Raw genomic sequence first — 12,325 nt, forward strand, 5'->3', positions numbered from 1 at the left:
CATCAAAGCCCCCCTCAACGAGCGAACCGCGTATGTGGTGAGCGAAGTAGGGTGGGGGTAGTTTACTAGATGTTTTGGGCTGTGACTGCTACCGCGGCCAATGAGCGACAGCGGTCAGACGATCGCCGACGAGACGGTCTCCTCCCTGCCGTTCGTCACGACCCAGGAACAGCTCCTCGGTCTGACGGTCGTGGTCCTCCTCGCGACGGGGCTCCTACTGGCGGTACTCCCGCGTGGCATCCAGCGGCTGAAGGCGACACTCGAGAACGCAACTGAACGTGAGTGGGGCGAGACGCTCGACGGCTATCTCCCGATCGGCCGACTCACCCACGCGATCGTGCGGCTCAGCCAGCTGACCGTCGTGGTCGGTGGCACCGTCGGCGTGCTTCACCTCTGGGGATGCGAATCACCCATCTGGTACACAATCGAGATCCTCACCGTCATGTGGCCGACCCTCTCGCGGATGGTGGCGAGCGGGGTCGTGCTGATCACGGCGTATTTCGGGGGGTTGGCGGTCTCCTCGTGGATGGACTCGCTCTCGGCGAACACCTCCGGAATCGATCGCCACGACCGGGAGATCGTTACCCGGGTCCTCCAGCTCACGCTGTTGCTCACGGCGGTGCTGTTCGTTCTCACCCTGTGGAACTTCGATATCTCGGGACTGCTCGTCGGCGCGGGCGTCATCGGAGTGATTCTCGGCTTCGCCGCACAGGAAACGCTCGGCTCGGTCATCGCGGGGTTTATCCTCATGTTCTCGCGGCCGTTCGAGATCGGTGACTGGATCCTCGTCGGCGACGACCGGGGGATCGTCACCGACATCACGATCGTCCACACCCGGATCCGCGGGCCAAACGGCGAACACGTCATTATCCCGAACGAGGTGGTCGGCAGCCAAACGATCCGCAACCGCAGCAACGAAAACCGGCTCCGATTCGCAGTCGATGTCGGTGTCGACTACGACGCCGATCTCGAAACCGCCCGCGAGGTCGCACGGGAGGCGGTCGACTCGCTCGAGATCGTCGAGGAAACCCCGTTTCCGTCGGTCCGCATCGAGGAGTTAGACGACTCGTCGGTCGTCCTCCGAATCCGGTTCTGGGTCGATAGACCCAACACGGAAAAGATGTGGAAGGCCGAAGACGAGGTGCTCGAGGCGGTGAAAACGGCGCTCGAGGACGCCAGAATCAACATTCCGTACCCACACCTCCGCTCGGTCACGGACGCGAAACCGACGAGGGACAAGCAGATGGTCTCCAGCTACGAGCAGGATTGAGGCTACGGCTGTGAGGGCGGTCACACCCTGCGTGACCACAGTTGGTTCGCCATACTATCTGCTAGGATATGATGATTAATTCGATTACTGGAAGAGGATTAATATATATCGACATTGAACGGACGGTCAATGCCAGTTGACGTCGAGTCGGATCGGTGGGCACGGAGTAGCCGGGTCGATACGCTGGAGGTAGAGATCGAGCGGTTCCTCCGGGCACGCTCGGAGATGGCGTACACGCCCGCAGAGATCACCGAATCCCTCGTAGAGACGACACCCGAGGTGTTTCCTGACGCGTTGCTCGCCGAGGACGACGCCGTCAGCGCATCGCGGATCGTGCTCGTGGCGTGTCGACTGGAGAAACTCGCCTGGCACGAGCGTCTCAAGGTCCACTCGCTCGACGGGACGCTGTACTACACTGACTGCGAGGGCGGACAGTTTCCGGTCGCCGAGGTCGAGCGGAATATTCCCCAACGGTTTATTGCGGTCGAACAGCGGATCGAGGAACTGGATACCGAGTTGGACCGACTCCTCCACGCCCTGCAGGCCCTCGACGAGGAGCTTCCTGACAACGCTGACCTTCAGTAGCGGCTGGCTCTCTCGTCGATCAGCCGGCCGTCGAGGTGTGCGGCCGGCCCCTCGAGAGCCATCGCATGCACGCGGCCGGCTGGCCGAGTCTCCCGCGGTCGCTGTCGACTAGCGACGGCTGTCGTCACCGCCGTGGGCGCCGAGCGACGGAGCGTCCGGTTCTGACACGCCCTCTATCAGTGTCCCGCCCGGCGCATCGCCCACAGGTCGTCGAAGTCGATGGTCTCGACGCCGTCGGTCTCTGCGATATACTGGATCAGCTCCTCGTAGTCGCCGGCATCCATCGTGTTGTCCTGATCGAAGGCATGGAAGTTCAGGATCGTACACTGGCGGTGCTGGGCAGCGGCGTCGACACACTGCATCGCGATCCCGAGGTCGTGGCCGATCGTCCGCGGGAGGACGAGCGGATCGTAGCCGGTGACGCCGGTGAGGTTGACGTTCCCGGCCTGGTTGAACCCGCCGGCGTAGTAGTAGTCCGACACCAACTCGAGGACCTCCCGGTTGAAGTTGTTGTGGGGGAACACGAGATAGTGGCCGCCCTGGAACTCGTTCTGGACCGCCCAGTTCTTATCGATCTCGATCGAGTCCCGCAGGTCGTCCGGCTCGAGGTCGGCAAACGCGGTGTGAGTGCCGTGGGCGACGATCTGATCGCCGGCCTCCTGGCGCTCGAGGAGCTGGTCGGTCGTCATAATGCCGTCGCGTTGATCGCGGGTCCACTGACGAACGGCCGCCTGGACCGCGGTGACGTCGTACTCGTCGTGTACCGGCCCCGCCGGCTCATAGAAGTCCTCGAACCCATCGTCCCAACAGAGGATGACGTAACCCTGGTCGGGCTTCTCGTGTGTGCGAATATCATCGACCCAGACCTCGGCTTCGTCACCGGTGTTGTGAACCACGACACGCAGTTCGTCGATCGCGTCCTGCTCGACGGGGGTCGTGCTCTCGTCGGCGAAACCGGGACAGATTCGGAACCAGCCGGGCTCGTCGCTGCCGTAGGAGACCGACTGCAGCATGTAGCTCGCGTAGCCGCCGTAGATATCCCGGAGCTGGATCTCGAGGGCAATGTTCGCCGGCGTCGTCGTCCGGACCGCCATCGAGACGTCACGGTCGCTCAGATCCGTCGCCTCGAACTCCGTCGCCACGACGGCGTTCCCCTCGTCCTCGGCGGTCAGCCGCAGGCTCTGGCTCCCGTCGAAGACGACGTCCGTCTCGGCGTCACCCGATCCATCCAGCAGCTCCCACTCCTCGAGGTTCTCGAAGTCGACGAACGCCTCGCCGGGCTGTCGGTACTCCTCGCGGCTGTTGTACTCCGTCTCGACGGTAAGTTCGGGCGAGTCGACACCGTCCGAGTCCGCGGTCTCGGTGTCCCCCCCGTCGGTCTCGTTCGACGACTCGTTGCCCTCGTCGTCCGAAGAGCCGGAACTGATCTGATCCATACAACCGGCCAGAGCCATCCCCACCGTCGCACCGGACGCTGCCAGAAACTGTCGTCGGAACCGCGAACGTTCCACCATTGGATAGGTGTTAGGAGAAGTATTATTTTACTATTTTGGAATCAGAATGAAGATTGAAAAGGTGTGTTCTCGGCAGCCGGGAGAGAACGACCATCGAGAACCCGACCGTCGCCACACGACCGGTCGGGGTCACCTGCTGCAGGCGTGTCCACTCCTCACGAGTGAACCGCCTCGGGGTCAAGCCCCGAGGCTTCCCGTGGATTAGTCGGACACTCCCGCGACACCATCGGTCTGATACCCTCGAACGGTGTCGTGGGTCACGGACGGGGCGTCCACAGCCCCCGATGCCCGCCGTCGCACCTTCCGAACAACGGGAAGGCTGTTGAGAGCAGGCACATTCCAATCGAGTTTCTTCACGCCCTGCACAGCGATATTGACGCTTGCACTACGGTCACTGTGGTCTTGATGCCCACACGACCGACACTTGAACCGCTTCTTGTTGCGGTTCGCACGCTCCGTGTGACCACACATCGGACACCGCTGACTCGTGTACGCAGGGTCAATCCACGCGGTCGGAATCCCCACGAACAATGCCTTGTACGATGTATAGAACTGAAGGGCGCGGAACGGGAGGTGGTGCAAGCGCCGATTCATCCGCGTACCGTAGTCGATACTGTCGCGCATCTCTTTGAGGTCTTCAAAGACGATACATGGCTTCTCGAACTGACGGCCCCACTCCACGATGTGACGGCTCACTTTGTGGAGTCGGTCACGGACAAACCGTTCCTCACGCCCTTCCAACGTGTCGTGGATGCTGTCCTTTCCAGCGTTCTGCACGCGCTTCCGCATCGTGAAGTAGCAGTGTCGCTCGAACTTGATTTCTGGGAAGTCGATGACCAACGTGTCCTCGACGCCACCTTCGGAGAGAGCGGTAAGGGACACGTTGTCCTCGTTCACGTCCACGCCGATAACCGTCCGTGAGTCCTGCTTGTCTCGGACGGTCTGCTTGGTATTGGTGACGTTGACGTGTAACTCGGCGTTCTCGTTGTGAAATAGGGTTTCAGCAGTCCCAATCTTCCACTCGTCACCTGTGAGCGCAGTTTTGAGAACGTCAAGGTGGGCGTCGTCGCCTTCAAGAACGCCCTTGACGTGCTTGTACGGCTTCGCGCTGATTCGGAACGCCACATCACCGTCGTCGGTGAGAGACAGGTTGTACCCTTCCTCGTAGTTCGCACGAAGCGGGTATGTGCCGTCCTTGGTGTGACTGGGTTTGCCGAAGTCGTCGTACTCGTAGTAGTTCTCCACCGCGCCGAGTGCTTTGGCGACGACGCGCTGAGTCGTGTTCTTCACAAGGTCGGCGTCGTCGGCCACACTGTCGGGAATTGCGTCCCAATCCACGCCTTGCTTGGCGAGACGGATGGTTTCGTTGTACACCCGGCGGGCTTCGAGCGTAGCGTCGTACAGTAGGCTCTCGTTGTCACTCTGGATGTCGAGTTGGAAGACCAACGTCTTGACGAGAGCCTGTGAGTCGGTCATTCTTCGTCTTGTTCGGTGGGTTCTGAGGTACGGACGATTTTTACGTCGGCCCCTCGCCAGCGTTTGGGGACGGTGACGTGGGCACTGTTCCCGAACGGCTTGACCTCACCGTCGAGAATTTCCTCACCCTCGATTTCAAAGCGGTTCGCCATACCTGTGTATATCCATTAGATATACTTGACTGTGTCGGTAAAGTGTTCTCAATATGGGTGAGAAGCGGTCGAACCACACGGTGTACAACGTCAACTATCACTTCGTGTGGTGTCCGAAGTCAAGCAAAGCGAAGCTTTGCGTACCTCGCGGGATCGGAGATCCCGCTTAGTACCGGCACGCGATTCTCGAACCAATCGAGAGTTCGCTGGAAGCGAGTTTCCGCGACGTGTGCGACGAATACGGATACGAGATACTGTCATCGTCCGAGAATCGAAGATTTTCGGGATCACGAGAGACTCCGTCTCTTGAACGACTCCACATTTCTCCCGACCACGTACATCTGTTCCTTTCGGCCCACCCGAAGCACGCACCGAGTGAGATTGTACGAACGGTTAAGAGTATCACGGCACGGGAAATGTGGGAACAATACGAATTGTTCTTGGAGAAGTACCTGTGGGGCGGTGGGTTTTGGAAGGAATCGTACTACGTGGGGACGGCAAGTGACGTTTCGACCGGCACGATTGAGCAGTACATCGAGCGGACGGAACACGTTTAACGGAGCGTACGGCCTTCACCCTCGGGGTCAAGCCCCGAGGCACTCGGCCTGCTCCGCCTGTAGAAGACCGAACAGAGCCCGGTGTCGTCGAGTCGACACGCCTATCGCAGTGTTGGTGCCCGAGGGCGAGGGATTGCGGTCAATCCCTCGCTTTCGGACCTACCTGACAGGGTAGTCGGGGGCGGATCGCCTGAACAGGCACCGACACCCCGACAGTATACAATCTACTCGTTCCTACACTAATAACTTCTGCAAAGAACAGGTATTAATCTTGTACCGCTTAGACATATCCTGAACACTATTTATAGAAGGAATCTACCGACCAGGTGGGAGCGGACGGCATTTCCCCAAACGTGATTCGCCTCGGCTGAATCTCATCCTGGTTCGTATACGATAGTTCAATTTTAGATATCTGGAACCTAAAGAAAAACTCATATTTGTTCGGCCGAAAGCTATTGACAATGGCAACAACGGACCACTCCTTCGATGGGCTGACAGAGTACTGTGCGCAGTGTGAACGTGAGACGCTCCACAGTGTGTCCATACAGATCCGGACTGAGAGCACAAAACAGCGGAATACGGCGTTTTCTCGAGAACCGTACCGCGTCAGCGAGTGCCAGGAGTGTAACGCCCGGGAGAGCCAACGGATGAACAACGCCTGACCGATCCACTGACGACAATCGGTCGTAGCCTGACCGCCTCTATACTGGGCAAACACAAAATCCACGACGTTCGTCGTGAACACAGCATTTCCAGGAAGTCCGTTCCACCAGCGAGGTGGCTACGTAAGTGTCGAGAGAGTCCCGAGAACACGGGGCCAGTGGGCGTGTGCGGCCTCGGCGTTGCCGGCGAGCGTGCCACCATACTCTGGCCCTGCCGTCCCACGAAGGGGAAGATACGGCTGCAGGATCTGCCGGCCAGCATCGGCGTACCGGAGGTGTTCGAATGAGGGGTGGTCGCGTGCCTCGAGGCGGTCGGCTGCGAGGGCGTGGAGGCGCGCGCTGGGCCAGACCTCGTCGTCGTCGCCCGAAACGAGCAGCACCGGTCCATCGATCCGTTCGACGGGGATCGTTGCAGTCTCGGCCTCGAGTTCCCCGGCAGCCGCGAGGGCTTCGGCGTAACGCGTAGGGCGGTCTGCACTCTCTCCCGTCGCCACCGAAAGATACGACCGCGAGCTATCGTCGACCGCCCAGGCGGCGGTCCCCGCCGGGGGACCACGCACCGCCCCACCCTCCCAGAGGACCCCGCTGCCGCCGACAGAGACGACCGCCCCAACCCCATCGTACAGACTGCCCGCAAACAGTCCGAGCTCGCCACCCCGACCGACACCCCAGACCCCGATCCGGTCACCGGCGACCCGCTCGCGGTCGCGCAGCCAGTCGATCGCGGCCTTGACGTACGCCATCGGGACCTCAACGACCGCCTCCGACAACGCCGGTCCACTGACGTACTCGAGGGCGAACGCCGTAAACCCGTGTCGGGCCAGCAGTGCGGCGACATGCTCCTGGGGTGTCCCGTCCGCGCCGTGGAGGACGAGCACACCCGGTCCGGATCCACCGCTCGAGGGTTCGAAGACCCGGCCGACGAGGTCGCCAGCCGGCTCAACGACGTTAGTAACGGGGTGCCACCGCGAGAGGGTCAGCGCACCGATCGGCCGGTCGTCGGCCACGACGTGGTAGGTCAGGCTTGTCTCGGGGGGCCACCGCGCCGGGTCGCCAGCCGCTCCGGCGTACGCCGCCCACGGGATGTCGGCGAACTGGATCAGGGCTCCCGTGGTTGGAACGTCGAGTCCCGCGGGGACGTCGCCGCCGACGATGGGAGCCTCGTTCAGCGACAGCGTCGGTGTCTCGGCTTCGACGGTGACGGCGGCACCGAACGTCTCGCCGGTCATGTACTCGCCGTCGAGGACGACCTCGAGTTCCGACCCCGCGGGGACGCCACGGACCGTCAGCTCGATCGGTTCGTCGACACGGACCGCCGCCGGATGGTCGACCGTCGGCGACTCGTCGGCGGGCAGCGTCCCCCCGGTGAGCGCAACGCTGGCTGTCCCACCCAGCAGCGCCAGCACCTGGCGCCGCGAGCGCACACGCCGCGATCCCCTGTCGGTCGCCGGTGGTCCGTCGTTGTGCATCGAGTCACGGAACCCTCGTCGCTTCGTTCCTCAACTCAGACGGTAGCGGTATAAGGGCTTTTTGAACCTTTATCATACTCGAAAAGAGACAGTACTTCCGCCGAGTCGTCGGGTCGGTCACTCCCTGAACAGCAGGTACCCGACAGAGAGGGTAACCAACACCGAGCCCAGCGACCAGTGAAACATCGTGTACGACTCGAACAGCTGGTGGATCACCCAGCCGGTCACGAACGCGAGCATCGCGGCGTCGAGTTTGTCGGTCTCGAGCATTCCGGTGACGATGCTGCCGCCGAGGAGACCCACATAGGCGAGCCCACCGATGAGGCCGGTCTGGATCACGACCGACAGATAGGAGTTGTGTGGCGACGGCGCCGCCTCAGCCGCAAGATAGGGCTCGATCACGACGCTAGCCGGGCCACCGCCGTGACCGACCAGCAACGGTCCGTCACGAATCGCCCGCAGGCTCGCCGACCAGAGCGTAAATCGGTTCGCCGAGGAGATATCGATGAGGCCGACGGCCATGCCGGCAAGCACGGTGACCACGCCGAAGACGGTCGAGGCGAGCGTGAGCGCACCGAGATGGCGCCCGCCGAGAACGTACCCCGCATAGACCACGACGGCGACCGCCGCTGCAAGCATCGAAGCCCGGGCGTTCGAGAGCAAGACCCCGAGCCCGCAGAGGCTGCCGGCTACGATCGCCAGCCCCGCTCCCAGAGGTCGCCGGGCAACGATGGACCGGTGAAACTCGACGACCGCCGCGACGAACCCGGCGAACGACAGCAGCCCGAAGCCGTTCGGATTCGGGAACACCGACTGGAGCGTCGTGCCGACGCCGGGAACCGGCGGCGTGCTCGACCACTGGCGGACCTCGAAGATCCAGATAGCGTACTCCCCGACACCGTAGGTGGCCAGCCCGAGGAGGACAACGAGTGAACCCAGAGAGGACAGCAGCCAGAAGAACACCCGATCGGGAACGAGCCGTGGGACGACCAGCAGATTCGTCCCCATGATGAACATGGCCCAGATCGGCCATCGAGACTGCGAACTCGAGGGGTCGAACGCGAGCGTGTGGACGAGATAAAGCATCGAAAGCGTCATAAAACAGCCGATAGCGCCCCACTGGACCGGCGTATACCGTCGGGGCGCAGTCATAACCAACAGGAACGACAGAAACAGCACGAAGACGACGGTGATCGCAAGCGGCCGGCTTGGCCCGAGGCCGAGACCGGGCGAACTGCTCTGGTAGATCATGGCGAACACGGCCAAGGCAAAGCCGAGCACGGACAGGAGTGCAGCCTGGCGGTGCTCCGAGTCCCGATAGCGGTCGACGGCAAGACGAACACCAAGCACCGCCCCCAGCAGGACGGCAACCGCCGCGAGCTGCCACGCGAACACCAGGTCGGTCGCGTACGCGACGATCACGAGCCCCAGATACAGCCCGAACAGCCCATAAATCGCGCCGGCTACGAGCCGGCTCACGCTCCGGTGGCGTCCCTGCGACGTCCCTGGTCTCCGTGTGACCGTTCCCATGAGTGTACTAGTCAGAAGTCTTGGGTAAAGGTTTCCTTTGGTCACCGATCGAGCGACCGGGAGTCACCGCCCCCACCCCAGACACGAGCCGGGCAGCGTCGACGGAGACCGGACGCCACAGCGCTGTTGGCCGCACACGCTACCGGGGCGATCGCGGCGTGGCCCGGACTCGCTGGGGGAGTCGGCGGACTGCTCTACTGGGAGCGCTCGCTACGCGGGCAAAGCGCCGTCAGCCCCTCGTCGCGGTCGACGTAGACCGCGCCCTCGGTGACGAGACACTCCTCGTTGAACCCGTCGTTCCACTGGGTTTCGTCGAAGGTGTAACACCACTCTTCACAGCCGTCCTCGAGACAGTAGCCGACAATCTCGTCGGGGCTCGACGGTCCAGGGTTGCTGTGAGCGACGACGACCGTGTCGTCGATGATCGCCGGCGGACCATACGCATGCGATCCGTTCTTGCACCACTCTGACTCGGGGCCTGTCATCTTGAGTTCGTACCGACCGCGGGTGACGGTCCGGTCGCCGACAGCTGCGGTCGTCAGCGCATCGGAAATAAATCGCTCGCTCTTTTTTGTGTCGCCGTTGAGACTCGTAACGCCCTCCTCACCGATGTTTTCGATAAACAGCGCGTCGTCGGTCGCCGCAAGCCCGTTTCCGAAGTCGCCGGCTTGAAGCTGAGCCGAACGCTGGGTCGTCCCTGACAGTGGGTCGAACGCCACGACGGCGTCGGCGTCGATCGAGCCCTTGCTCCGGCGACCGTCGAGTAGTCCGATCACCGAGCCGTCGATCGCGGTGATCGTAGAGGGTTTCGTGCTGAACACGTAACTGACGGCATCCGTGTCGTCGTCGGTGTGTTCGGGCGTGACACGGACGGTCTCGCACGTCCACCGGAGCGAACCATCGTCCGCCGCAAAGGCATAAAGCGTGCCGTCGACGGTGAGATAGACGGAATCAAACGCAGCGACCGGCGCTGATATCGCAACCTCGTCGCCGAGTTGTTTGCTCCACTGAACGTCGCCGCTGTCGGTGTCGATCGCGGTGAGCCGGGAGCCGGCAACGAACACGGTCCCGTTGTCGACCGCTGGCGTTCCTGCCGCCTCAATTCGTTCACAGGTCCACAGACACTCTCCGGTCGCTGCATCGAGCCCGTGGACGCCCGCCCCCGTTCGCAAATAAACCATCTCGTTGGTCGCGACTGCGTCCCCGGTCTCGCTGTACTGCCAGTCGATGAGATCCGGTCCCCCGAACCCGCCTTTCGTGGAGACAAACCGGGTGTTTCCCGTGTTGCCGGCGTAGGATGACCATCCTTTGGGCTCTTCAAGCGGCGTCTTCTCTGCCGAGCCTGTCCCACTCCCGAGCGACGCAAGAAGTCCACCAGCCGTAAGCGTTGCACCTGTCGCCAGTACCGATCGACGTTGCCAGTCTGCCATCTCCTTTTTGACACCTACTGATTATCTGTTTCTCTAACAATTATATAATAGTTGTGTCTAGTAGGTGGGTAAAACTGATTCTGAGAAGTATTCGGTATTTAGAACGGTCCATGCTGAACGGAAGCACCCGTAGCATGGCTGTGCCGAGAGCGGCCTCAGGTAGATGGGGGAGTCTCCAGCGTAGGGTTTCGGGGCGGCTGGACGAACCGTTCTGCACGCGGGACACCGCAGCGGACAGAAAGGCCCGAGGTGGTCAACCCGTGGGGGATGAACGGGTGTGCCGGGAAGGGGGCACGCTGTGTCCTCCAGCCGTATGAGGCTTTCTCGCAGACATATTAATATCTTCTATTGATAATATGGATTAGAGCAGATTTACTCTGGAAGGGGAGCTTCACCCACGCGAGTCGTTCGGGCGACCGCCGGCCGGTTCCCGAAGCGTATGCCGATGGGTTCTTGCGATACAGCGCCGGAACGGGGCCCTCCAGGACTATTGCCGGACTGTAATTTGTGGCTGATGTCTAAGAAGAAAAATATATGCTGGTTCAGTAGAGAGTTATCTCAACCAATGGCTTCACCAGGAGAACTTCGTCTGATCGAACGACTGACTAGTACCGAGGCGTTCGAACCGGAGATCGCCGACGACGGGGCCGTGAGCTACAACGACGCAGACCAGTGTCTCGATGCGACCGACAGCGAACCAGTAACCGTCCTTGAGCGGTTTACCGCCCGTGGCGTGCTGGCAGACGAGTTCATCACGAAGGTGTACGTCTGTCCGGACTGTACAACCGAGGGGCTCCAGTATACGACTGCCTGTCCGGCCTGCAAGGATCCCCACGCGGTCCAGACCACGCTGGTCGAACACAGCTGTGGCCATACGGGACAGGAGTCGGAGTTTGAGACCGACGACGGCTACCGGTGTCCCGAGTGTGAACAGGACCTCAAATCAGTTGATATCGAGAAGAGACACCAATACGTCTGTAAGGCGTGTTCCGAGCGGTTCCAAACGCCCGATGACCGACTGCGGTGCCGGGAATGTACGAACCACCTCCCGCCGCTGGAGGCGACCGAGCGCGTGCTGTACCGCTACAGCCTCACCGATAGCGGCAGGGAGTGGCTCGACCGCCAGAAACGGGCCCGACAGATCGCCAGGGAGACACTCGAGGAACGACGGTTTACGACGGAGGTCGACACGACGGTGACCGATGGGGGAACGTCCCAACCGGTCCACCTTCTGGCTCGAGACGAGTTGATGGGCGAACAACGAGTCGTCTCGATCCATGAGACGCCGGCGATCGACGATGTCGACAGGTTCTGTGCGTTCGCAAATGAGTCACTCGATGCCCTCCCGGTCGTGATTACGACGTCAGGAGCCGTCGAAACCGACGTCGCGACGCGGGCCGAAGAGACGGAGCTGACGGTGCTCGCGTTCAACGGGGATGGGACGCTTGAGGCGGAGTACGAGACTGTCGAGAACGCGCGTGCCCACGAAAGCGGTCTCTTCCAACGCCTGAGCGCAGTGCTCGAGATTCCTAGCCGGTAGCAACTACCCTGGAGTCGAGCCTCGAGACTTTCTACCTACTTTTTTGTTGAACAGTATCGCGCAGCAAGACATGGAACTCAGTCATGTTTTATGCCATCACCTTACAGTAATGTTCACTATCAAACACTCTGGGGAGTGTC

General features: G+C 61.5%; 10 protein-coding genes and 1 pseudogene. 5 read left to right on the forward strand and 6 right to left on the reverse strand.

Going from position 1 to position 12,325, the window contains the following annotated elements:
• The first annotated feature begins 100 nt into the window (after positions 1 to 100).
• On the forward strand, positions 101 to 1,270 hold the full coding sequence (locus QA609_RS15845) for a mechanosensitive ion channel family protein (protein WP_278303574.1): 1,170 nt from the start codon (positions 101 to 103) through the stop codon (positions 1,268 to 1,270).
• Positions 1,271 to 1,399: 129 nt separating this feature from the next.
• Positions 1,400 to 1,855 (forward strand): hypothetical protein, encoded by a 456-nt coding sequence (locus QA609_RS15850; RefSeq protein ID WP_278303575.1) that lies wholly within the window; start codon positions 1,400 to 1,402, stop codon positions 1,853 to 1,855.
• Between the two features lie 176 nt (positions 1,856 to 2,031).
• Here the strand turns inward: QA609_RS15850 and QA609_RS15855 are convergent, their stop codons facing one another.
• From QA609_RS15855 to QA609_RS15865, 3 genes are all read right to left on the reverse strand, one after another.
• Entirely contained in the window at positions 2,032 to 3,369 is a 1,338-nt protein-coding gene (locus QA609_RS15855) for a polysaccharide deacetylase family protein (RefSeq protein WP_278303576.1), read from the reverse strand.
• Positions 3,370 to 3,570: 201 nt separating this feature from the next.
• A complete protein-coding gene (locus tag QA609_RS15860; protein ID WP_278303577.1) occupies positions 3,571 to 4,845 on the reverse strand; it encodes a transposase in 1,275 nt (424 codons plus the stop codon).
• Positions 4,842 to 4,997, reverse strand: a complete 156-nt coding sequence (locus QA609_RS15865) for a DUF2080 family transposase-associated protein (protein ID WP_278293814.1) — start codon at positions 4,995 to 4,997, stop codon at positions 4,842 to 4,844. The genes QA609_RS15860 and QA609_RS15865 overlap by 4 nt, the downstream gene beginning before the upstream one ends.
• Positions 4,998 to 5,050: 53 nt before the next feature.
• On the opposite strand from QA609_RS15865, the pseudogene tnpA reads away from it, so the two are divergent.
• Together tnpA and QA609_RS15875 are read left to right on the forward strand one after the other, a co-directional pair.
• Positions 5,051 to 5,554 (forward strand): annotated as a pseudogene (gene tnpA, locus QA609_RS15870) (IS200/IS605 family transposase).
• 461 nt (positions 5,555 to 6,015) lie between these two features.
• Complete coding sequence (locus QA609_RS15875) at positions 6,016 to 6,216, forward strand: hypothetical protein (RefSeq protein ID WP_278303578.1); 201 nt, start codon at positions 6,016 to 6,018, stop codon at positions 6,214 to 6,216.
• Between the two features lie 119 nt (positions 6,217 to 6,335).
• On the opposite strand, the gene QA609_RS15880 is transcribed toward QA609_RS15875, so the two are convergent.
• From QA609_RS15880 to QA609_RS15890, 3 genes are all read right to left on the reverse strand, one after another.
• The gene (locus QA609_RS15880; protein ID WP_278303579.1) at positions 6,336 to 7,685 is read right to left on the reverse strand and encodes an acyl-CoA thioester hydrolase/BAAT C-terminal domain-containing protein; all 1,350 of its coding nucleotides are present in this window, start codon (positions 7,683 to 7,685) and stop codon (positions 6,336 to 6,338) included.
• Positions 7,686 to 7,802: 117 nt separating this feature from the next.
• Positions 7,803 to 9,215, reverse strand: coding sequence for an O-antigen ligase family protein (locus tag QA609_RS15885; protein WP_278303580.1), 1,413 nt, complete (start codon positions 9,213 to 9,215; stop codon positions 7,803 to 7,805).
• Between the two features lie 194 nt (positions 9,216 to 9,409).
• Positions 9,410 to 10,645: a PQQ-binding-like beta-propeller repeat protein gene (locus QA609_RS15890; RefSeq protein WP_278303581.1), complete on the reverse strand. Its 1,236-nt coding sequence runs from the start codon at positions 10,643 to 10,645 to the stop codon at positions 9,410 to 9,412.
• A 565-nt stretch (positions 10,646 to 11,210) separates the two neighbouring features.
• Here QA609_RS15890 and QA609_RS15895 point away from each other — a divergent pair.
• Positions 11,211 to 12,185, forward strand: coding sequence for a hypothetical protein (locus QA609_RS15895; protein WP_278303582.1), 975 nt, complete (start codon positions 11,211 to 11,213; stop codon positions 12,183 to 12,185).
• The last annotated feature ends 140 nt before the right edge of the window (positions 12,186 to 12,325 follow it).

This window comes from Natronococcus sp. A-GB7 (genome assembly GCF_029688865.1).
In the GTDB taxonomy this organism is placed as follows: domain Archaea; phylum Halobacteriota; class Halobacteria; order Halobacteriales; family Natrialbaceae; genus Natronococcus.